The sequence below is a fragment of the Stenotrophomonas sp. Steno-C15 genome, from assembly GCF_056393265.1.
Genome location: NZ_JBWJPF010000002.1, coordinates 225847 through 246877 on the forward strand (window position 1 = coordinate 225847; position 21031 = coordinate 246877).

Sequence of the window (21031 nt, forward strand, 5' to 3'; positions counted from 1 at the left end):
TTTTCACCACCGGCGCAGGAAGCTTGTGGCACAAGCATTGCGAACGTCTATCCACAGGTTCCCGCAGGCCCGATCCACACCCCGTGTGGAAGACCGCGTAGCAACCCCCGTACTGGCCGTGTGCGCCCCCGCGCGCTACCCTTGTTTCCCCTTGAAGACACTGTGGTGGAAGGCTTCCGCCCCACCTCCAGCAATGAAAAACATCGAGCATCGAGACTTCACCCTGTCGCCGGAAGACAACGCGCGCCTGGCCAACCTGTGCGGCCCGTTCGACGGCCATTTGCGACAGATCGAACTGAAACTCGGCGTGGAGATCGCCAATCGCGGCTTCGTGTTCCGTATCAGTGGACCGAAGGAAGCCAGCGTGGAAGCGCAGAAGCTGATCGAGGCCCTGTACGCCGAAGCCGGCGAGACCACCTTCGACAACCACGCCATCCACCTGCGCCTGGCCCAGGCCAACGTGGAGCAGATCGCCGAACGCTCGTACGAAGCACAGGACGTGGCGATCCGGGTCAAGCGTGGCACCGTGCGCGGTCGCGGCGCCAACCAGGGCCGCTACCTGCACCAGATCGCCACCCATGACATCAACTTCGGCATCGGCCCGGCCGGTACCGGCAAGACCTTCCTGGCCGTGGCCAGCGCGGTGGAAGCGCTGAACGAGTCGCGCGTGCAGCGCCTGATCCTGGTGCGGCCTGCGGTCGAGGCCGGCGAGAAGCTCGGCTTCCTGCCCGGCGACCTGACCCAGAAGGTCGATCCCTACCTGCGGCCGCTGTACGACGCCCTGTACGAAATGATGGGCGTGGAGAAGGTGGTGAAGCTGCTGGAGAAGAACGTCATCGAGATCGCACCGCTGGCGTACATGCGTGGCCGCACGCTCAACGACGCGTTCGTGATCCTGGACGAGGCGCAGAACACCACCATCGAGCAGATGAAGATGTTCCTGACCCGGCTGGGCTTCGGCTCCACCGCCGTGGTCACCGGCGACCTGACCCAGACCGACCTGCCCAAGCATCTGAAATCGGGCCTGCGCGATGCCATCGACGTGCTGCGCGATGTCGAGGGCGTGAGCTTCACCTTCTTCGAATCGCGCGACGTCGTCCGCCATCCGCTGGTGGCCCGCATCGTCAGTGCCTACGACCGCCGCGACCTGCATCAGATCCAACCCGGAGCGACATCATGACCCGTGGTCCCGTACGGCTGGACGTCGCCGTCAGTTACGCCCTGCCCCGCGCCGGACTGCCGGCCGCGGTGAGCTTCCGCAGGTGGGTTGCCGCGGCCCTGAAGGGGCGGATCCGCGAAGCCGACCTGGCGATCCGCGTGGTCGATGCCAAGGAGGGGCAGTCGCTGAACCGCCACTACCGCGGCAAGGACTACGCCACCAATGTGCTCAGCTTCCCGGCCGAAGTGCCCGAAGGCCTGCCCAAGGGCGTGAAGTTCCCGCTGCTGGGCGACCTGGTGATCTGTGCCCCGGTGGTCGAGCGCGAGGCCGGTGAGCAGGGCAAGGCGCTCAACGCCCACTATGCGCACCTCACCGTGCACGGCGTGCTGCACCTGCTCGGCTGGGACCACGAAGACGACAAGGAAGCCGAGGCGATGGAGCAGCTGGAACGCGAGATCCTGGCCGAGCTCGGCATCGCCGACCCTTACGCCGGCGAGCGCTGAGCCCGCCGCCCCCCTGACCGGAAGGCAGCCGAGCCCAGGCTCGGCGCCACCACGGAGTGCCGCTGTGTTCCTGCCCCTGCTGCTTGCCACCTCTGCGTCCGCCGCTCCGCTGGACCTGCCGGCACTGATCGAATGCCGCCAGGACGTGGCCGCCCATGCCGCGCTGGCACCGCTGCTGGCCGACCCGCTGAAAGCGGTCGCCAGCGGCCTGCAACCCCTGCCGCAGGGCAACCGGTTCCTGAGCGAGTACCGGCTGGCGCAGCCCATCACGGTGTTCGGCACCCGCACGGACCGGGTCGCAATGGCCGGTGCCAGCATCATGGCCATCCTCGATGAGGCCGACCCCCGGCCACTGGCCAGGCGGCTCGGGCTGGAGACCGGATACGACCAGGACGGCAAGTTCATGGCGGGGCGCGAACTGGTCAGCCGTGACGTGACCGACCCGACCACCGGCGAGGCGCAGATCGAGTCGATCATCCTCAGTGTCTCAACGGTGGCCTCCCACCCAGGCCGGACGCTGGCCGGCTGCACCTACAGCCTGGACCTGCCCGAAGCACCGGCGTCCCGGCCTGAACTGGCGCCGCCCCCGATCACCGGCCCCGGCAGCGGGGGGCGCTGACAGGCCGCTACATCCTGCTAGACTGGCGCCAACGCCCGGCATGCCGGGTGCCCTTTTTCCAGAGATGTCTGAAGACGACAGTAGTAGCTCCCTGCAGGAGCACAGTGAAAAGAAGCGCGGCTGGCTGGAACGCCTGACGTCCGCATTCTCCGGCGAACCCCATACCCGCGACGAGCTGGTCGCTGTCCTGCACACCGCGCAGGAAGAAGGTCTGATCGCCGCCGATACCCTGAAGATGATGGAAGGCGCCATTTCGGTGGCCGAGCTGACCGTGGGCGACGTGATGATCTCGCGTTCGCAGATGGTCTCGCTGCCGGTCGAAGCGCCCTTCCTGGAACTGATGAAGCAGGTGGTCGAATCCGGCCATTCGCGCTTCCCGGTGCATGGCGAGAACAAGGACGACATCCTCGGCATCCTGCTGGCCAAGGACCTGCTGCGCGGCGTGGTTGCCGACCACGGCCCGGCCAACGTACGCGAACTGCTGCGCCCGGCGGTGCTGATTCCTGAAGCGAAGAAGCTCAACGTGCTGCTGAAGGAGTTCCGCCTGTCGCGCAACCACATGGCCATCGTGGTCGACGAGTACGGCGGCGTCGCCGGCCTGGTCACCATCGAGGACGTGCTGGAACAGATCGTCGGCGACATCGATGACGAGCACGACGAAGCCGAGGACCCGTCGGCACAGATCGCGATCCAGGCCGACGGCCAGTACGTGGTCGATGCCCTGACCCCGATCGGGGATTTCAACGAGCGCTTCGGTGCCACGTTCTCCGACGAGGACTACGACACCATCGGCGGCCTCGTCACGGAAGCGGTCGGTCACCTTCCGGAGATCGGAGACGAACTGGCGCTGGACCGCTTCATGTTCCGTGTCGCGCGTGCCGATGCGCGCCGGGTACAGGCCTTCCACGTGACGGTGCTGCCACCGGACGCGCAGGACGACGCTTGAAGCGGCGCGGGCTGGTCCTCACCCTGTGGCTGGCACTGTGCATGCTGGCCACGGCCGTGCCTGCCATCGCCTTCGCGCAGGCGACGGCTACAGTCGCCGGAACCCCGGCGCCGCGCATCGGCGTGGTGACGATGCAGCCCGGCACGGTGTTCTTCGAGCGTTTCGGTCATGACGCCATCGTGGTACTCGATCCGGCCAGTGGTGAAGCAACGTCGTACAATTTCGGCTACTTCGATCCGTCCGAGGATGACTTCATCGGTCGTTTCGTGCGTGGCGACATGATGTATTACCTGGTGGCGCTGCCCCTTCAGCAGGACCTGTCGTACTACGACGAGACCGGCCGCGGAGCGAGCGTGCAGTGGCTGGATCTGCGCCCGGACCAGGCGCGCGCACTGGCCGCCGACCTGGCCGAGCGGGCCAGGCCGGAGAACGCGCGCTACCACTACGACTACTACACCGCCAACTGCGCGACGATGGTGCGCGACACGCTGGACAAGGCGCTGGGTGGTGGACTGCATGCGCAGCTGTCCGGACGCTCGCGCGGCAATACCTACCGCAGCGAATCGGTCCGCCTGGCCTCGCCCGCGCCGTGGATGTGGCTGGGCTTCGACGTGGGCCTGGGCCCGTTCGCCGATCAGCCGCTGTCACGCTGGCAGGAAGCGTTCGTGCCGATGCGCCTGGCCGATGCCCTGCGCCAGGCGCGCAACAGCGACGGTCGTCCGCTGGTGCAGTCCGAGCAGGAACTGCTGCCGCACCGCATCGATCCGGAGCCCAAGGAATTCCCGCGCCGCTGGTGGCCGTGGCTGCTGTGCGGCCTGGCCATCGCTGCCGGCGTGCTGGCGTTGCGCAACCGGCCGCGCCTGCTGGCCGGACTGGGACTGCCGTTGTGGCTGCTGTGTGCCGTCGCAGGTGGCCTGCTGGTGTTCCTCTGGGGCTTCAGCACCCATTACGCCGCCTGGGCCAACCGCAACCTGCTGCTGCTTTCGCCGTTGTGCGTGCTGCTGCCGCCGGGCGCGGTCCGGCTGCTGCGCCGTCGCCCGCCGGGCCGCATGTTCACGGTCGTGCTGTGGCTGGTGGCACTGCAGGCCCTGGCCGCGCTGGTCCTGCACTGGCTGAGCCTGCAGGCACAGTACAACGTGCAATGGATCGTGCTGCTGCTGCCGATCCATGCGGCCCTGGCCTGGGTGCTGGGGCGCGATCGTCACTTGTCGGATACGCGGCACTGACGCACGATGGCGGGCATGTCACTGCCCGCCTCCGCTGCCGCACCTGCTTCGGCCAATCCCGCCTGCGTCATCAACTGCGTCCACTACGATGAGCAGGGCGTCCGCCATGACATCAGCCTGGACGCCATCAGCGACGTCATCGCCAGCGGCAACGGCTTCGTCTGGGTCGGCCTGTTCGACCCCAATGAAGACGTGCTGCTGAAGCTGCAGGAGGAGTTCTGCCTGCACGACCTGGCGATCGAGGACGCGCGGAATGCGCACCAGCGGCCGAAAGTGGAAGCCTACGGCAACTCGCTGTTCGTGGTGATGACCACCGCGCAGATGGTCGATGAGCGCATCCAGTACGGTGAAACCCACGCCTTCCTCGGGCCGCGTTTCCTGGTGACCGTGCGCCACGGTGCTTCGCTGTCGTATGCACCAGTACGTGCCCGGGTGGAACGCGAGCCGCAGCTGCTGAAGATGGGTCCGTCGTATTGCCTGTATGCCGTCACCGACTTCGTGGTCGACAACTACCTGCCGATCACCAACCGCTTCCGCGACACGCTGGAGCTGCTGGAGAAGGACATCTTCGCCGAGAGCTACAAGCGCAGCACCGTGGTGCGCCTGTACGAGCTCAAGCGCGAGTTGAACAAGATGCGGATGGCCGTGGCCCCCTTGCAGGACGTGCTGGCGCAGCTGCGCCGCTACCAGGGCGAATTGATTCCGGACGAAGTGAAGCTCTACGTGCGCGACGTGCATGACCATGCGGTGCGCATCAGCGACGTGATCGATACCCTGCGCGAGATGCTGGGTACCGCACTGAGCGTGAACCTCTCGCTGGTGACGCTGGCGCAGGGCGAAACCGTAAAGCGGCTGGGTGCGTGGGCGGCCCTGCTGGCGGCGCCGACACTGATCACGAGCTGGTACGGCATGAACTTCAGTCACATGCCGGAGTTGAGCCAGCCATGGGCGTACCCGCTGATGATCGTCGGCGTGGGCGGTGTCTGCGTGGGCCTGTACCGGTTGTTCAAGCGCGCGCGGTGGTTGTAGAGCCGAGCCCAGGTTCGGGCTCGGCTGCTTCTTTACCGTGGCACACGGAATGCATCATCAGGCCACGTAGACAGTCTTGATGTTCATGAACTCATGGATGCCATGGTCCGCCAGTTCGCGGCCGAAGCCTGACTGTTTGCTGCCGCCGAACGGCAGCCGCGCGTCACTCTTGACGATGGCATTGACGAAGGCCGCACCGCATTCCATGCGCTGGGCGAAGGACTCGCCACGCACCGGGTCACCGGTCCAGACACTGCCGCCCAGCCCGAAGCGGGTGTCGTTGGCCACGCGCAGCGCTTCCTCTTCATCCTTGACCCGGATCACCGCCGCCACCGGCCCAAACAGTTCCTCGTCGTAGGCGGGCATGCCCGGCCCGACCTGGTCCAGCACGGTGGCCGGATAGCCGGCATGCGTGTCCGCGATCGGCTCGCCGCCCAGCAGCACCCGCGCCCCCTTGGCCACACTCGCCTGCACCTGCTTGTGCAGCTCGTCGCGCAGGTCCGCGCGGGCCATCGGTGCCAGCGTGGTCTCGCGCTCGCTGGGGTCGCCATACCGGCGCTGACCAGCCGCCTCGACGAAGCGGCGGGTGAATTCATCGGCCACGCGCTCCACCACGATGAAGCGCTTGGCAGCGATACAGGTCTGCCCACTGTTGTCGAAGCGTGACTTCACTGCGGCCGCCACGGTCTTGTCGAGGTCGGCATCGTCCAGCACCACGAAGGCGTCACTGCCCCCCAGCTCCATCACCGACTTCTTCAGCTGGCTGCCCGCATTGGACGCGATCGAACGCCCGGCGCGTTCGCTGCCGGTCAGCGTCACCGCCTTCACCCGCGCATCGCGCAGCACCTCGGCTGCCTGGTCGTTGTCGATGTGCAGAACGTCGAACACACCGGCCGGCAGGCCACCGTCGCGGCACACCCCCAGGATCAGGTCCGCACACTGGGGCACGTTGCTGGCGTGCTTGAGCAGCGCCACGTTGCCGGCCATGAAGGCAGGCGCAAGGAAGCGGAACACCTGCCAGACCGGGAAGTTCCATGGCATCACCGCGAACACGCAGCCGATCGGCTCGTAGCGCACGTAGCTGCGCTGTGCCTCGGTATCGATCAGCTGGGGCTTGAGGTAGTCGGCGGCGTGATCGGCGTAGTACTCGCAGGCCGCCGCGCATTTGTCGACCTCGGCCAATGCCTCGGCCTTCAGCTTGCCCATCTCGTGCGTCATCGCCTGCTGCAGCTCGTCACGCCGCGTGCGCAGCTGCGCGGCGATCCCTCGCAGGACGGCACCCCGCTCCTGCAGCGAACGTGCGGCCCAGCCCGGGAATGCGTCGGCAGCGGCCTGCAGGCGCTGCTCGACGTCGGCAGCGCCCATCAGTTCATGGCGGTAGGTCACCTGGCCGGTGGTGGGATCGATGATCTCGACAGTCATGGGGGATCTCCTTCAGGCAGATCCCCAGTGTGCGCCCTTGCCCGTGAGCCGCGCGTTGCCGGATCAGCCGTTGTCCTGCCGGGCCAGCTGCAGGTCGCGCTGGCGCCGCTTCTCGGCGCGCGCGTTGATGTACCAGCCGATCACCGCCGCGATCGACACCGCCGATACCAGCAGCGTGGCCAGCGCATTGATCTTCGGGCTGATGCCCATGCGGACCGAAGCGAAGACCTTCATCGGCAGTGTTGTCGAGCCCGGCGTGGCGACGAAGCTGGCCACCACCACGTCATCCAGCGACAGCGTGAAGGCCAGCAGCCAGCCCGCTACCAGTGCTGGGGCGATGATCGGCAGCGTGATGCGGGTGAACACGGTCAGCCGGCTGGCCCCCAGGTCCATCGCCGCTTCTTCCAGCGACAGATCCATTTCCTGCAGGCGCGAAGACACCACCACGGTGACGAAGCACAGAGTGAAGGTGACGTGGGCGATCCAGATGGTCGCCAGTCCACGCGCCGGGAAGCCCGGAATGGCCCCCATCGAGGCCAGCAGCGCCATCAGCGAGAAACCCAGGATCACGTCCGGCATCACCAGCGGCGCGGTGACCAGCGCGCCGAACAGCGGCTTGCCGCGGAAACGCTTGAATCGGGTCATCACCATGGCCGCCAGCGTACCGAGCACCGTGGCGGTGCAGGCGGTCCAGAACGCCACCACCAGGCTGGTCCACATCGCGTCCATCAGTGCACGGTCGGCGAACAGATCGCTGTAGGCGCGGGTGGAGAAGCCCGCCCACACCATCGCCAGCCGCGAACTGTTGAACGAATAGAACATCAACAGCAGGATCGGCAGGTACAGGAAGGCGAAGCCGAGCAGCAGCACGCCCAGACCCAGGCCCTTGGCGGTACGCGGGCTCATGCCTGCTTCCCTTCCAGCAGGCGCTGCTGGGAACGGTTGAACAGCAGGATCGGCACCAGCAGCAGCAGGATCATCGCCACCGCCATCGCCGAGGCGCCCGGCCAGTTGCGGTTGTTGAAGAACTCGTTCCACAGCTGCCGGCCAACCATCAACGTCTCCGATCCGCCGAGCATCTCAGGGATGACGAACTCGCCGACCGCCGGAATCATCACCAGCATGCAGCCGGCGATGATGCCGGCCCTGGACAGCGGCAGGGTGATGCGCAGGAAGGCCTGCCACGGCTTCGCACCGAGATCGTAGGCCGCCTCCAGCAGGCGGTGGTCATGCTTGACCAGGTTGGCGTACAGCGGCAGCACCATGAATGGCAGATAGCAGTAGACGATACCGATATAGGCCGCGGTCGGCGTATCGATCAGCTGCAGCCTGGGCAGCCCCATGCCGGTCATCAGCGTCTGCAGACCGGTGAACTGCAGGAACTGGTCGAGCAGGCCGTTGCGGTCCAGGATCGCCTTCCACGCGTACACGCGGATCAGGAACGAGGTCCACGACGGCAACACCACCAGCATCATCGCCACGTTGCGCGCCGCCGGCGACAGCCGGGCGATGGCATAGGCCATCGGGTAGCCGATCAGCAGGGTCAGGAAGGTGGAGATCGCTGCGATCTTGATGGAACTCAGGAACGCCTGGGCGTAGATCGAATCGCGGAACAGCGCCAGATAGTTCTCGAGGTTGAGCTTGAGCGAGAACCCGCCGTCCACGTACTGCAGCAGCCAGGTGTACGGCGGCGAGCCGACACGGCTGTGCGAGAAGCTGATCATCAACACGATCAGGAAGGGCACTGCGAAGAACAGCAGCAGCCACAGATACGGGACACCGATCACCGTGGCGCGCAGTCCCGGCAGCCAGCGCTTCAGCCCGGCGACACTCATGAGGTCAGCACCACGCCGTCATTGTCGCGCCAGTGCACCCACACGCTGTCACCCCAGGTCAGGCCATCGCTGGCCCAGCGCTGCGAATTGGCGAAGTTGGCCAGCACCTTGGCTCCACTGGGAAGGCGCACGTGGTAGACCGAGTGACTGCCGAAGTAGGCGATGTCCTCGATCACACCCTGTGCCTTGTTGGTGTGCCCTTCCGGCTCGTCCTTGCCGATCATCACCTTTTCCGGGCGCAGCGCGAATGCGACCGGCTGCCCTTCATATCCAGTGATGCCATGGGCGATGTAGATCGGCGCCGGGAACAGCGGCGATCGTACGGTCACATACTCCGGCAGGTCCTCGTCGATCACGCCGTCGAACAGGTTCACCGAGCCGATGAACTCGGCGACGAACCGGTTGGCCGGCTGCTCGTACACTTCGTCCGGCTTGCCGACCTGCTGGATCCAGCCCGCATCCATCACCGCGATGCGGGTGGCCATGGTCATCGCTTCTTCCTGGTCGTGGGTGACCATCACGCAGGTCACGCCCGACGATTCGATGATGCTGACCAGTTCCAGCTGCATCTGCGAGCGCAGCTTCTTGTCCAGTGCACCCATCGGCTCATCCAGCAGCAGCAGCTTGGGGCCCTTGGCCAACGAGCGTGCCAGCGCCACGCGCTGCTGCTGTCCGCCGGACAGCTGATGCGGCTTGCGCTTGCCGAGGTGGCCCATCTGCACCAGCTCCAGCATTTCGCCGACGCGCCTGCCGATCGCATCCTTGCCCAGCCCGTCCTGCTTGAGGCCGAACGCGATGTTCTGCTCGACCGTCATGTGCGGGAACAGGGCGTAGGACTGGAACATCATGTTGACCGGCCGCTGATAGGGCGGCAACGCGTCCAGACGCTGCCCATCAAGGGTGATACTGCCCTTGGTGGGTGTCTCGAAGCCGCCCAGGCAGCGCAGCAGGGTGGATTTGCCGCTGCCGGAGCCGCCCAGCAGGGCAAAGATCTCGCCCTTGCGCACGTCCAGATTGACGTCGTCGACGGCGACGAAGCCGTCGAATTCCTTGCGCAGGTCGCGAATGGAGAGATAGCCGGGCGCACTCACCGTATCAACGGCGGCGGCTTCCGGCTGGGCTTCAACGGGCATGGGGGCTCCGGGAGCGGGCGGTGGACAGCGGGCGCCATTCTACCGGCCAGGGGGCGATGACGGTATGACGGGGTATGGCGAGCGGCCGTTGCCCGCCGGGCATGGCCAGGCGCTACCCGCATGGCCTGGCTCCGGTAGCGCCGGGCCATGCCCGGCGGAGAGGATCAGCGAACAGCCACCGGCGGCGCCTCCTGCCAGCCCAGCCCCAGGCTCTTCTGCAGCGCCACATACCGCACCAGCAACTGCAGCCGCGCCTGGGCGGCGGCATCCTGCGCCTGCAGCCGCTGGCGCTGTACGTCCAGCAGATCGATCTGCGAGGTGGCACCCACCTGTCGACGCTGGCTCATCAACGCCAGCGAACGGTCCGCCGAAGCCTCGGCGCGGACACTGGCCTGCAGTTGCTGCCGGGCCGCACCGAAGCGCGCCAACGCGGTGTTGGCATCCTGCAGTGCAGCCAGCACCGTGCCCTCGTAGGCCGCCAACCGGGCCTCATTGCCGGCCCGAGCCTGGGCCACACGGGCCTTGTTCACGCCGAAGTCGAACAGCGACCAGCGCAGGAACGGGGCGACGATGGTGGCGGCTGAATCCCGCCCCAGGTCGGAAACCGAGGTGGCGCCCGCGCCGATGCTGCCCAGCAGGGTCACCTGCGGAAAATACGCCGAGATCGCCTGGCCGATCTGCGCCGAGGATGCCGCCAGCTCGCGCTCAGCCTTGCGCACATCCGGCCGGCGCTGGATCAACGCGCCCGCATCGTCCACCGGGACGCTGGCCGGCAGCACCGGCAGCGGCTGGTCTGCCGCCAACCGCGCATCCAGCGCCCCCGGCTCGCGGCCAACCATCAGGGCCAGCACATCTCGGGCTTCGTCGGCCTGTGCCTGTAGCGGCGGCAGCGCAGCCTGCTGCTGTTGCAGCTGGGCCTGCGCGCGCTCCACCTGCAGGTCCGAATCCGCACCGCGTTGGCGACGCTGACGGGTCAGCTGCAGGCTTTCATCGGCGGCTCGGAGGTTGTGCTCGGCCAGGGCGATACGCTCGCGGCTGCTGCGGTAGCCGAGGTAGACCTGGGTCAGTTCCGCGGCAAGCTGCACCTGCGCATCGGCCAGTGCTGCGGCGTTGGCCTCGGCTTCGGCGGCGGCCTGCTCGGCCGCGCGGCGTCGGCGGCCGAACAGGTCCAGTTCCCAACTGGCGTCGAAGCCGGCCACGTACAGCTCGGTGTCCAGATCGATATCGGCGAACTGCTGGCGCAGCTGCGCCGCCTCCTGCGGACGGCCGTTGGCCTCGGCCACCCCGGCGATGTTCTCGCCCAGACCGCGCACGCTGTTTTGCAGCGAATCCGGTGCCTTGATGTTGGCGTAGCCCGCCGCCGCGCCCACGCTGGGCAGCTGCTCGGCGCGGCGCTGGCGCTGCAGCGCGCGCGAGGCCAGCAGCTTGGCCTGGGCTGCGCGCAGGTTGGGGCTGTTGCGCAGCGCCTCGTCCACCAGCTGGTCCAGCAGCGGATCGTTGAGCGCGCGCCACCACTGGCTGGGCGGGCTGGCAGGCTGCACGCCGGCCTGCGCCGCGCGTGGGAGCTGCGCCTGCGCGGTAGCGACCGTGGCCACGTCCGGTTTCACGTAATCCGGCCCCACCATGCAGCCCGCCAGCAGCAGCGGCAGGGTGGCCGGGCACAGCCGGCGCAGAAGGGGGGAAACGGGCAAGGTCGTCGAAGTCATCAGTGCATCGCCAATGGAACGCCCTTGGGCAGGGGCTTGAGCAGGAAGACCAGCGGCAGGGTGGCCACCACGATCAGGCCGAAGATCCAGAACAGGTCGTTGTAGGCCATCACCATCGCCTGCATCTGCACCGTCTGCGCCAGCACGGCCATCGCCTGGGTCGCGTCGCCCAGCTGCTGGCCGTAGGCATGCAGCGCGTCCTGGGCGATGGTCGAGTTTGCAGTAACGCTGCTGCCGATCGCATCGATGTGCAGGGTGGTGCGGCGTTCCTGGAAAGTGGAAATGATGGCCAGCCCGATCGAGCCGCCGAGATTGCGCGCGGCGTTGAACAGGCCGGACGCATCGCTGGTGTACTCGCGCGGCACCGAGGTGATGGCCGCCTGGTTCAACGCCATCATCGCCAGCGCCAACCCACAGCCCTGCAGCAGCTGGCCTATGACGAAGTGCGGGCCGATGCTGTCCGGAGTCAGCCCCAGATTGACGAAGCAGGCAGCGGCGAAGCACAGCATGCCGCCGAACACCATGATGCGTACGTCGACCGTTTCCAGCATCTTCGGCATCAACGGCATCAGCAGGATGGTCGGCAGGCCGGCCAGCAGCAGCACATAGCCGGCCTGCTCGGTGTTGTAGCCGGCGATGATCGCAAGGAACTGCGGGATCATGTACATGACCCCGAACAGGATCATGCCCACCGCCATCACCATCACGAACACTGCGCCGAAACTGCGCTGGAACAGGATGTTGAGGCGGATGACCGGCGCTTTGCTGGTGAACTGCGAAAGCGCGAGCAGCGCGAAGCCCAGCACCGAGACGATGCTGAGAACCACGATCATCGTCGATTCGAACCAGCGCTCGCGCTGGCCGTCTTCCAGCACCACGGTAAGCGCGGACAGGCCGGCGGTCATGCCGACGATGCCCAGCCAGTCTGCGCGCAGCAGCCCACCCCAATCAGACGTTTCATGCGGAAGGCCGAGCAGCAGCAGGGCAACCAGGCCGGCGCAGATCGGCACGTTGATGAAGAACGCGTAGTGCCAGCTGACGTTCTCGGTCAACCAGCCGCCCAGCAAGGGGCCGATCACCGGGCCCAGGATGACGGTCATGCCGAACAGCGCCGTACCCAGCGGCTGCTGCTTCGGCGGCAGCCGCGTGCCGACGATGGTCAGCGCGGTCGGGATCAGCGCACCACCGGCAAAACCCTGCCCTACCCGTCCGGCGATCATCATCGGCAACGAATCGGCCAGGCCGCACATCACCGAGAACGCAGTGAACAGCGTGGCGCAGATCAGCAGGAAAGTGCGCAGGCCCAGCGTGCGCACGAACCAGCCGGTCAGCGGAATCATCACGATTTCCGAGACAAGGAAGGCGGTGGAGATCCAGGTGCCTTCGGTGCCGCTGGCGCCCACTTCGCCCTGGATGGTGGGCAACGCGGCGTTGACGATGGAGATGTCCAGCGTAGCCATGAACGAACCGATGGTGCCGGCCGCCACGGCCAGCCAGGCCGCGGCATCCGCCTTGCCTCCGGCGACAGGTGCTGCGTGGGCACGGGTGGCGTTCATCGCGCCGGCGCGGCCATGGCCTCGGCCTCGTCCTGGGTGCGCTCGCGCGCATCCTTTGCATTGCGGGTATCGACGGTCACTTCCACCGACATGCCCGGCACCAGCACCTTGCGTGCTTCGGCACCTGCGTCCACCCGGATGCGCACCGGCACGCGCTGCACGACCTTGGTGAAGTTGCCGGTGGCGTTCTGTGGCGGCAGCAGCGCGAACTGCGAGCCGGTACCCGGCGAAATGCTCTCCACCGTGCCGCGCAATGGGGTGCCTGGCAACGCATCGACCTTGATTTCGGCCGCCTGGCCGGCGCGCATCAGGCCCACCTGGGTTTCCTTGAAATTGGCGACGAGGTACAGCGAAGCAACCGGCACGATGGTCATGGTGCGGGTACCGGCAGCAACAAACTGGCCGACCTGCACGGTCCTGTTGCCGACACGGCCATCGATGCGGGCGCGCAGCTCGGTGTCCTCAAACGCCACTCTGGCCTGCGCAGCGTCGGCCTGCGCCTGCTTCAGTCCGGCCTGGGCCTGCTCGAGCTGGGCCTGGCTGGCTTCGATCTGGCTCTGCGCGCCCTGGATCTGTGCCTTGGCCGCATCGTACTGGGCCTGGGCGCGCTCGACATCGTGGCGCAGGCTTTCAACGTGTTCATGGGTGTCGGCACCACTGGCCGCCAGCGGGGTGAAGCGCGCCAGCTCTGACCGGCCGAAACGCAGCGAGGCGGCGGCCGCGGTGAGCTGGGTGCGTGCCTGCAGCAGGCTGGACTGCTGGCCCTGCACCCCAGCGGCAGCAGCGGCGATGTCGGCTTCGCGCACGGCGATCACGGCCTCGGCCTGGTCCAGCGTGGCACGGTAGGTGCGCGGGTCGATGCGCAGCAGCGGTTCGCCAGCCTTGACCCACTGGTTGTCCTGCACCAGCACTTCGGTGACGTAACCGTTGATGCGCGGAGCGACCGCGACAGCGTCGGCCTGCAGATAGGCGTTGTTGGTGTCCTGCAGGTAGCGGCCGACCAGCAGGTGGTAGATCAGCCAGGCAACCAGGGCGATGACGACGACGACGCCGATGATGGCCAGCGTCCAGCGGACCTTGGGGTTCTTCAGCGGCGATGGCTTGTCCTCGGTGGAAGGCGTTTCGTCAGGGGCGGCGTCGGCGCGCTGGGGCTGTTCGGTCATTGTCTGAAGGCGGTGGTCGGTGCCATACGGGACGGTAGGGGAAGCGATGCGGAGGCAAGGTGAAAAAAAAACGGAGGCCATTGGCCTCCGTTTCCTGTGCGCTGACGTCTGCCCGCACCCGCCGGGCATGGCCCGGCGCCACCGTCATCTCACCTGCCGGTCTTCACCTCGGTCCACAGACGGGTGTACAGCTTGTCCGTCTCCGGGGTGTTGATCGAATAGGTGAACATCTTCGCGGCCACATCGGCCGGCGGGTAGATGGTCGGGTCGGTACGGATCGCCTCGTCCACCAGCGGGGTCGCGGTCGGCACCGGGTTGGCGTAGTGGATGAAGTTGGTATTGGCCGCAGCGACCTTCGGCTCCAGCAGGTAATTGATGAACTTGTAAGCGGCTTCCGGATGCTTGGCGTCCTTCGGGATCGCCAGCATGTCGAACCACTGCGGTGCGCCTTCCTTCGGAATCGAATAGGCGACATGCACGCCGTTGCTGGCCTCCTCGGCGCGGTCGCGGGCCTGGATGATGTCACCCGACCAGCCGACCACCAGGCAGGTGCCGCCGTTGGCCAGCGAACCGACGTACTGCGAGGAGTGGAAGTTCTGCACGTACGGGCGGATCGACTTCAACAGGTCGGCCGCCTTCTGCAGCTCGGCCGGATCGCCGCTGTGCGGGTCCAGGCCCAGATAGTGCAGTGCGATCGGGATCATGTCAGCCGGCGTGTCCAGGATGGTCACGCCGCAGTCCTTCATCTTGCTGATGTTCTCCGGCTTGAACACCAGGTCCCAGCTGTTGGCGATGTCGGTGCTGCCGCCGAAACGCTCCTTCAGCATGTCCACGTTGTAGCCGATGCCGGTGGTGCCGACCATGTACGGCACGCCGTAGCGGTTGTCCGGATCCTGGGTGGCGATGCGCTTCATCACCGCCGTGTCCAGATTGGCCAGGTTCGGGATCTTGCTCTTGTCCAGCGGCAGGAACACGCCCGCCTGGATCTGCCGGCCGAAGAAGTTCAGCGTCGGCACCACCACGTCGTAGCCGCTGTTGCCGGCCAGCAGCTTGGTCTCGACCATCTCATCGCTGTCGAACACGTCGTAGGTCACCTTGATCCCGGTTTCCTTCTCGAAGGTCGGGATGGTGTCCTCGGCAATGTAATCGCTGTAGTTGTAGACGTTCAGGACCTGGCTGTCCTGACTGCCACCGTTGCCACCGCCACAGGCGGCGAGCATGGCGGAGGCCAGGCCGAGCGTGAGGATACGCAGCTTCATCGGGTGCTCCAGAATGCGGGGAGGGGGGCCGGCTCGGGCCGGCGACGGATGCCAGCCTACCCCCCGGCGGCGGATTTTTCTATTCCACGCTTTCACACGTTCAGCAGCAGGAACTCGCGCTCCCACGAGCTGATGACACGGAAGAAGGTCTCGTACTCCTTGCGCTTGACCGAGATGTAGGCCCGGCAGAAGCGCTCGCCCAGCAGCGCCTGCAGTTCGCCGCAGCGCTCAAGCCCGTCCAGCGCTTCGCCCAGCGAGCGCGGCAGGTTGTAGCCCAGCTCCTTGGCGCTGCCGGTGACCGGCGCGTCCGGCGCCAGCCGCTCGCGGATGCCGAGCAGGCCACAGGCCAGGGTGGCGGCCATCGCCAGGTAGGGATTGGCGTCGGAGCCCGCGAATCGGCTCTCCACCCGCATGTTCTCCGGTGTATCCAGCGGCACGCGCAGGCCGCAGGTGCGGTTGTCGAAGCCCCAGTGCACGTTGCTCGGCGACACCTCGCCGAACACCAGCCGTCGATAGGAATTGACGTTCGGCGCGAAGAACGCCATCGCCTGCGGCGCATACTTCTGCAGCCCCCCAAGATAATGGCCGAACACCGGGCTGAACTCGCCTTCGGCATCGGTCTCACCGGCGAACACGTTGCTGCCATCGCTCACCCGCACCAGGCTCTGGTGGATGTGCATGGCGCTGCCCGGTTCGTTCTCCATCGGCTTGGCCAGGAAAGTGGCGTACACGCCGTGGCGCATCGCCGCCTCGCGCATGGTGCGCTTGAACAGGAAAACCTGGTCGGCCAGATCCATCGCATCGGCATGGGTGAAGTTGACTTCCAGCTGTGCCGCGCCGGATTCGTGGATCAGCGTGTCCACGTCCAGCTTCATGGCATCGGCGTAGTCGTACATCAGGTCGAGGATGGGGTCGAACTCGTTGACCGCATCGATCGAATACGACTGCCGCGCTGTTTCCGGGCGACCGGAGCGGCCGGCAGGCGGCAACAGCGGGAAATCCGGGTCGGTGTTCTTCTGCACCAGGAAGAACTCCAGTTCCGGCGCCACCACCGGGCGCAGGCCCAGCTCGGCGTAGGCCGCCAGCACGCGACGCAGCACATTGCGCGGCGCCAGCTCATGCGGCTCGCCATTCTTGGTGTAGCAGTCATGGATGATCTGCGCGGTGGCATCGGCGGCCCACGGCACCATGCGCACGGTATCCGGATCCGGGCGCAGCATCATGTCCGAGTCCGACGGCGAGGTCAGTTCGTAGTAGTCATCCGGAAACTCGCCGGTGACAGTCGTGGCGAAGATGCCCTCGGGCAGGCGGGTACCGTAGTCGTGCGAGAACTTATCGGCGGGAATGATCTTGCCGCGCGCGTTGCCGGTGATGTCGGGCACCAGGCATTCGACTTCGGTGATACGCCGCTCCTTCAGCCAGCGCAGCAGGCTGCTCTCCTGCGGTGCGGGGGGCGTTGCCGTCTTGCGCGGGCGCGTTCGGGAACTCATCGGGAATCCAGTTGGTTCTGTTGATGCTGCCGGCAAGCTTGGCCGAACGCACGGAAAATAGCGTGATAGAACGGCGCCTGCATGACGCGCCACTCCGGGTGCCACTGTACGCCGAGCACGAAGCGGTGGCGCGGGCTGCGTGCCGCCTCGACCAGCCCGTCATCGGCGCGGGCCTCGACCTGCAGGCCGCTGGCCAGGCGGGCAATGCCCTGGCCGTGCACCGAATTGACCTGCACCCTCCCCTCGCCGTGCCAGCCCGCCAGCCACCCATCCGCCACCAGTGTGACCGCGTGGGACGGCCCGTACTGCACGTCCACGGGCGCCTGCGGATCTTCGCGATGATCGGCCAGCCCGGGTACCCGATGGACCTGTGGATGCAGGCTGCCTCCCAGGGCGACGTTCAATTCCTGGAAGCCACGGCAGATCGCCAGCACCGGCAGGTCCATCGCCAGCGCCTCGTCCAGCAGTGCGAAGGCATTGGCATCGCGCGCAGGATCATGCGCATTGCCGGGCCAGCTGCGGCCACCGTCGTAATGCTGCGGCTCGATGTTGCTGACCGCACCGGTCAGCAGCAGACCGTCGAGGCCCTGCAGCCAATCGCGCGCAGGTAGCGGCGGCTGCAGGCTGGGCAGCACCAGCGGCGTGACCTCCGCTGCCTCGGCCAGGGCGCGGACATACTTCTCGCCGGCCACCGCAAAGCGATGATGGCCAAGCACCGTACTGTCGGTGGGCAGGCCCACCCAGGGCAGGCGACGCATGGGGAAACTCCTTGGCGTGCAGACACGTTACCCGCAGGTCCGCGAGTGCGGCAAGTCGTCGCCATCACGCGCGAGGTGCCAAGTATCGGCGAAACTGGGGGCGTGAACGCCGATCAACCTCCTCCGCCCCGTCTTCCCACCCTGCGCCCGCGAGGCCCGCAGTGACGTCCGCCTTTCCAGCCAGCTGGTATGCCGCCAGCCTGCCGGAGCCGGCCGCCCTGCCTCCGTTGCAGGGCGACATGCAGGCCGATGTCGCAGTGCTCGGTGCAGGCTACACGGGCCTGACGGCGGCGCTGGAACTGGCCTCACGCGGCCAGCACGTGGTCCTGCTGGACGCCCACCGGATCGGCTGGGGCGCGTCCGGTCGCAACGGTGGCCAGGCGCTGGTGGGCTATGGCTGCGAGGTGGACGAACTGGAACGGCAGCTGGGCCGGGACGATGCCCGCCATCTGTTCGACTGGTCACGTGACGCCGTGCAGGCCATGCGCACCCGCATCGACCGCTACGGCATCGACTGCCATTGGCGTGAGGGCCACGCCAGCGTCGCCATCCGTGCCCGCCACGAGCGCGAGCTGCGTGCCCACTGCGAGCACCTGCAACAGCAATACGATTACCCGATGCAGTGGTGGGATCGGCAGACACTGCGTGGGCAGCTGGACAGCCCGCGCTATCGCGCGGCCATGTTCGATCCACTCAGCGCGCACCTGCACCCCCTGGCGTATGCGCGCGGCCTGGCCGACGCAGCGCGCGCGGCCGGGGTGGTCATCCACGAGAACTCTGCGGTCACCCGCGTGCAGCGCGGGCCTCGCCCGGCCCTGCACACCGCGCACGGCAGCGTCAGCGCCGCGCATCTGGTGATCGCCGGCAATGCCTGGCTGCAGGGCCTGCTGCCAGTGCTGGAGCACCGCATCATGCCGGTAGGCACCTATATCGGTGCCAGTGCGTGCCTCGGCCCCGAACGGGCCCGCGCCCTGATCCGTAATGACATGGCAGTAGCAGACACTGCCTGGGCGCTGGACTATTTCCGCCTGAGCCACGACCACCGTCTGCTGTTCGGGGGCCGCGCCAGCTACTCGGCGCTACCGCCGCCCGGGCTGCGCGGAGTGATGCAGCGACGCATGCACGCGGTTTTTCCGCAGCTGGCCGACGTCGCTCTCGATCAGGTCTGGGGCGGCTATGTCGACATCACCCGCAACCGCGCCCCGCATTGGGGACGGCTGGACGGCAATCTGTACTTCGCGCAGGGATTCTCCGGCCACGGCGTGGCGGCAGCCGGCCTTGCGGGTGACGTGATCGCCGCGGCAATCGCCGGCCAGAGCGAGCGCCTCGACGTGTTCCAGCGCCTGAAGCACGCGCCGTTCCCGGGCGGGCGCCTGCTGCGCATGCCGCTGCTGGTGGCTGCGATGTCGTGGTACAGGCTGCGGGATGCGTTGTGGTGACGATATCAGCGCCCTTGACGGGACTCCACGGCAGCGCGACTTGATCCCTTCACACCGATTGTTTGCATAATCTGCACAGGAGCAGGGGGAGCACGTGGATGCAGTGGTGGAAGGAAGGTCTACCGGTGAACATCCGGATCAGTCCCCAGGGACTGGTGCTGATGCTCATCTATGCCGTCGCCTGCGTGGCCACGCGCAAACTTTCGGTAGACCAGTTCTACCTGCCGGCAGGTGTGCGTGTGGCCGCCTTGCTGCTCTGTCCACCGCGCCTGTGGCCTTACCTGTTGCTGGGCGAGTACGCCTACTTCGCCCATCTGCGGATTCCGCTGCTCGAAAAATACGGGTTGGCATGGGTGCTTCTGGCCTCGGCATTTCTCATGCCGGCAGTGATGCTGATCGTACGCATGCACCGGAAGTTGCTTGCGCGCACCACGGTCCTCGGCGTGATCTCGATCGCGGTCTGTGCCGCGACGATCATCAGCCTGCTCAACCTCGGAATCTCGTACCTGCTCTGGGAGCCGCTGCATAACGCGTCGTTTATCACCAACGTAATGCGCTATGCGCTGGGCGACTTCACTGGGATCCTCATCCTGGCGCCACTCGCGCTGCTCTGGATCCGTCGCGCCGAGGAACAATGGACACCCCGGTCCGTTGCGGCCACAGTCGGAGCACTAGTAGCCATGCTGGTCATTGGCCTGCAGGCGACGCCGGTACCCGCCTCGATCACGGCCCCTGGCTCGCTGCAGTTGTTGTTGATCCTGCCTATTCCCGCAATCGCCCTGACCTGCCTGCTGGGATGGCGCGGGGCGGCCGTCGGTGTCGCCGCAGTGAACATGATTCTTGGTCTGAGCACCCCTTCTGACCACCCCGCATCATTCGATCAGGCGACCTTTGCCACCCAGCAGGCCATGGCCATCGCCAGCGTCGCCCTGTTGTTGCTGGGTGCGCGCATCACGCATTTCCAGAGCCAGCATCGGCTGCGTGAGGAAGACGGCAGAAACTCGATGAAACTGGCCCGCAGTACGCACATGGCCAGCGAAATGGATCTGCGAGAGCGAGCGGCGCACCTGCGCAGGCTGGGCGAGGGGATGGACCTGTCGCTCAACGAGATGGTGAACTGGCTGCACGCGCAAGGGCACCACGCTGTCGCCAACAGCCTGAAACACACATCAGAAGTCCATTCGCGCCAATTCCGCGCGCAGGCGAGCATGATCTACCCATCCGCCCTGGAGCGTCTCGGGCTTTACGTCGCTCTTCGTGCAGGTGGCGTGCGGGAGGCATGGGACAATACGCACCGGGTTACGCAGCCCCGGCTGACGGGCGACCCATGTCAGTTGGGAGTGGATCTGCAGCTGGCCGCATACCGGACCGTGGTGGAGGCCGTATCGTTGCTGCTCAGGTATGAGCCCGGTCAGATATCCGTGCGCATCAGGTGCGGCGTCTTCAGACAGATGCACGGAGTACTGATTTCCGCCGCTCTTGTCGATCCTCACCATGCGCTTTCGCAACAGACTCAGGAACTGGTCAGTTCACAGCTATTGGGCCGGATCGTCGCCTATTCCGGGGTCGTCGATGTTCAGAAAAACAGGATCCGGATCGCCTTGCTGGATGGGCTGGCCACCTATCCGCACGCCCCTCTGGCAGCACACCGTCCAGATGCGCCGTGGCCGTTCGACCAAGGTCGGCAATCTGCAACCTGACACAGAATTGCCAGTCAAAGCGCGATGGATGTCACTAATTCGCAGCAGTGCTGAACTGGTGTCGGCGGCAAAGAGCCAGGTAACGAAG

The 21031-nt window shown here is 66.5% G+C and carries 18 protein-coding genes; 8 read left to right on the forward strand and 10 right to left on the reverse strand.

Features of this window, described 5'->3' with window-relative positions; genetic code table 11:
• Positions 1 to 193: 193 nt before the first annotated feature.
• The 6 genes from AC06FB_RS03130 (at position 194) to AC06FB_RS03155 (ending at position 5482) form a co-directional block, all read left to right on the forward strand.
• Entirely contained in the window at positions 194 to 1180 is a 987-nt protein-coding gene (locus AC06FB_RS03130) for a PhoH family protein (protein WP_053516587.1), read from the forward strand.
• The gene (gene ybeY / locus AC06FB_RS03135) at positions 1177 to 1662 is read left to right on the forward strand and encodes an rRNA maturation RNase YbeY (RefSeq protein ID WP_053516586.1); all 486 of its coding nucleotides are present in this window, start codon (positions 1177 to 1179) and stop codon (positions 1660 to 1662) included. Before AC06FB_RS03130 ends, ybeY begins: the two co-directional genes overlap by 4 nt.
• Before the next feature lie 64 nt (positions 1663 to 1726).
• Complete coding sequence (locus tag AC06FB_RS03140) at positions 1727 to 2281, forward strand: hypothetical protein (protein WP_053516584.1); 555 nt, start codon at positions 1727 to 1729, stop codon at positions 2279 to 2281.
• 64 nt (positions 2282 to 2345) lie between these two features.
• Positions 2346 to 3227, forward strand: a complete 882-nt coding sequence (locus tag AC06FB_RS03145) for an HlyC/CorC family transporter (RefSeq protein WP_053516583.1) — start codon at positions 2346 to 2348, stop codon at positions 3225 to 3227.
• Positions 3224 to 4453 (forward strand): lipoprotein N-acyltransferase Lnb domain-containing protein, encoded by a 1230-nt coding sequence (locus AC06FB_RS03150; RefSeq protein WP_478053372.1) that lies wholly within the window; start codon positions 3224 to 3226, stop codon positions 4451 to 4453. The genes AC06FB_RS03145 and AC06FB_RS03150 overlap by 4 nt, the downstream gene beginning before the upstream one ends.
• 6 nt (positions 4454 to 4459) lie before the next feature.
• Entirely contained in the window at positions 4460 to 5482 is a 1023-nt protein-coding gene (locus tag AC06FB_RS03155; protein WP_053516581.1) for a magnesium and cobalt transport protein CorA, read from the forward strand.
• 57 nt (positions 5483 to 5539) lie between these two features.
• On the opposite strand, the gene AC06FB_RS03160 is transcribed toward AC06FB_RS03155, so the two are convergent.
• From AC06FB_RS03160 to AC06FB_RS03205, 10 genes are all read right to left on the reverse strand, one after another.
• Positions 5540 to 6904, reverse strand: coding sequence for an NAD-dependent succinate-semialdehyde dehydrogenase (locus AC06FB_RS03160; protein ID WP_478053373.1), 1365 nt, complete (start codon positions 6902 to 6904; stop codon positions 5540 to 5542).
• A gap of 63 nt (positions 6905 to 6967) precedes the next feature.
• Complete coding sequence (locus AC06FB_RS03165; protein ID WP_005415928.1) at positions 6968 to 7810, reverse strand: ABC transporter permease subunit; 843 nt, start codon at positions 7808 to 7810, stop codon at positions 6968 to 6970.
• Complete coding sequence (locus AC06FB_RS03170) at positions 7807 to 8739, reverse strand: ABC transporter permease subunit (protein ID WP_053516578.1); 933 nt, start codon at positions 8737 to 8739, stop codon at positions 7807 to 7809. Before AC06FB_RS03170 ends, AC06FB_RS03165 begins: the two co-directional genes overlap by 4 nt.
• Positions 8736 to 9872: an ABC transporter ATP-binding protein gene (locus AC06FB_RS03175; RefSeq protein ID WP_065176213.1), complete on the reverse strand. Its 1137-nt coding sequence runs from the start codon at positions 9870 to 9872 to the stop codon at positions 8736 to 8738. The genes AC06FB_RS03170 and AC06FB_RS03175 overlap by 4 nt, the downstream gene beginning before the upstream one ends.
• A gap of 164 nt (positions 9873 to 10036) precedes the next feature.
• Positions 10037 to 11578: an efflux transporter outer membrane subunit gene (locus tag AC06FB_RS03180; protein WP_478053374.1), complete on the reverse strand. Its 1542-nt coding sequence runs from the start codon at positions 11576 to 11578 to the stop codon at positions 10037 to 10039.
• Positions 11578 to 13134 carry a DHA2 family efflux MFS transporter permease subunit gene (locus tag AC06FB_RS03185; RefSeq protein ID WP_053516574.1) on the reverse strand — a complete coding sequence of 519 codons (1557 nt, stop codon included), beginning with the start codon at positions 13132 to 13134 and terminating at the stop codon, positions 11578 to 11580. The genes AC06FB_RS03180 and AC06FB_RS03185 overlap by 1 nt, the downstream gene beginning before the upstream one ends.
• The gene (locus AC06FB_RS03190) at positions 13131 to 14297 is read right to left on the reverse strand and encodes an HlyD family secretion protein (protein ID WP_459061797.1); all 1167 of its coding nucleotides are present in this window, start codon (positions 14295 to 14297) and stop codon (positions 13131 to 13133) included. Before AC06FB_RS03190 ends, AC06FB_RS03185 begins: the two co-directional genes overlap by 4 nt.
• Positions 14298 to 14446: 149 nt before the next feature.
• Positions 14447 to 15556, reverse strand: a complete 1110-nt coding sequence (locus AC06FB_RS03195; RefSeq protein WP_322523475.1) for a polyamine ABC transporter substrate-binding protein — start codon at positions 15554 to 15556, stop codon at positions 14447 to 14449.
• Between the two features lie 92 nt (positions 15557 to 15648).
• The gene (locus tag AC06FB_RS03200; RefSeq protein ID WP_065181214.1) at positions 15649 to 17046 is read right to left on the reverse strand and encodes a glutamine synthetase family protein; all 1398 of its coding nucleotides are present in this window, start codon (positions 17044 to 17046) and stop codon (positions 15649 to 15651) included.
• Positions 17043 to 17804 carry a gamma-glutamyl-gamma-aminobutyrate hydrolase family protein gene (locus AC06FB_RS03205; protein ID WP_253119058.1) on the reverse strand — a complete coding sequence of 254 codons (762 nt, stop codon included), beginning with the start codon at positions 17802 to 17804 and terminating at the stop codon, positions 17043 to 17045. The genes AC06FB_RS03200 and AC06FB_RS03205 overlap by 4 nt, the downstream gene beginning before the upstream one ends.
• A gap of 161 nt (positions 17805 to 17965) precedes the next feature.
• Here AC06FB_RS03205 and AC06FB_RS03210 point away from each other — a divergent pair, with 161 nt between their 5' ends.
• Both AC06FB_RS03210 and AC06FB_RS03215 read left to right on the forward strand, forming a co-directional pair.
• Positions 17966 to 19243: an NAD(P)/FAD-dependent oxidoreductase gene (locus tag AC06FB_RS03210; protein ID WP_065181213.1), complete on the forward strand. Its 1278-nt coding sequence runs from the start codon at positions 17966 to 17968 to the stop codon at positions 19241 to 19243.
• A gap of 98 nt (positions 19244 to 19341) precedes the next feature.
• Complete coding sequence (locus AC06FB_RS03215; protein ID WP_478053375.1) at positions 19342 to 20943, forward strand: MASE1 domain-containing protein; 1602 nt, start codon at positions 19342 to 19344, stop codon at positions 20941 to 20943.
• The last annotated feature ends 88 nt before the right edge of the window (positions 20944 to 21031 follow it).

Excerpts from the sequence above, each read along its gene's own strand:
- AC06FB_RS03130 (WP_053516587.1), top strand. The coding sequence starts at position 194 with ATGAAAAACATCGAGCATCGAGACTTCACCCTGTCGCCGGAAGACAAC.
- ybeY (WP_053516586.1), top strand. The coding sequence starts at position 1,177 with ATGACCCGTGGTCCCGTACGGCTGGACGTCGCCGTCAGTTACGCCCTG.
- AC06FB_RS03145 (WP_053516583.1), top strand. The coding sequence starts at position 2,346 with ATGTCTGAAGACGACAGTAGTAGCTCCCTGCAGGAGCACAGTGAAAAG.
- AC06FB_RS03155 (WP_053516581.1), top strand. The coding sequence starts at position 4,460 with ATGGCGGGCATGTCACTGCCCGCCTCCGCTGCCGCACCTGCTTCGGCC.
- AC06FB_RS03160 (WP_478053373.1), bottom strand. The coding sequence starts at position 6,904 with ATGACTGTCGAGATCATCGATCCCACCACCGGCCAGGTGACCTACCGC.
- AC06FB_RS03165 (WP_005415928.1), bottom strand. The coding sequence starts at position 7,810 with ATGAGCCCGCGTACCGCCAAGGGCCTGGGTCTGGGCGTGCTGCTGCTC.
- AC06FB_RS03170 (WP_053516578.1), bottom strand. The coding sequence starts at position 8,739 with ATGAGTGTCGCCGGGCTGAAGCGCTGGCTGCCGGGACTGCGCGCCACG.
- AC06FB_RS03175 (WP_065176213.1), bottom strand. The coding sequence starts at position 9,872 with ATGCCCGTTGAAGCCCAGCCGGAAGCCGCCGCCGTTGATACGGTGAGT.
- AC06FB_RS03180 (WP_478053374.1), bottom strand. The coding sequence starts at position 11,578 with ATGACTTCGACGACCTTGCCCGTTTCCCCCCTTCTGCGCCGGCTGTGC.
- AC06FB_RS03185 (WP_053516574.1), bottom strand. The coding sequence starts at position 13,134 with ATGAACGCCACCCGTGCCCACGCAGCACCTGTCGCCGGAGGCAAGGCG.
- AC06FB_RS03190 (WP_459061797.1), bottom strand. The coding sequence starts at position 14,297 with ATGACCGAACAGCCCCAGCGCGCCGACGCCGCCCCTGACGAAACGCCT.
- AC06FB_RS03195 (WP_322523475.1), bottom strand. The coding sequence starts at position 15,556 with ATGAAGCTGCGTATCCTCACGCTCGGCCTGGCCTCCGCCATGCTCGCC.
- AC06FB_RS03200 (WP_065181214.1), bottom strand. The coding sequence starts at position 17,046 with ATGAGTTCCCGAACGCGCCCGCGCAAGACGGCAACGCCCCCCGCACCG.
- AC06FB_RS03205 (WP_253119058.1), bottom strand. The coding sequence starts at position 17,804 with ATGCGTCGCCTGCCCTGGGTGGGCCTGCCCACCGACAGTACGGTGCTT.
- AC06FB_RS03215 (WP_478053375.1), top strand. The coding sequence starts at position 19,342 with ATGCAGTGGTGGAAGGAAGGTCTACCGGTGAACATCCGGATCAGTCCC.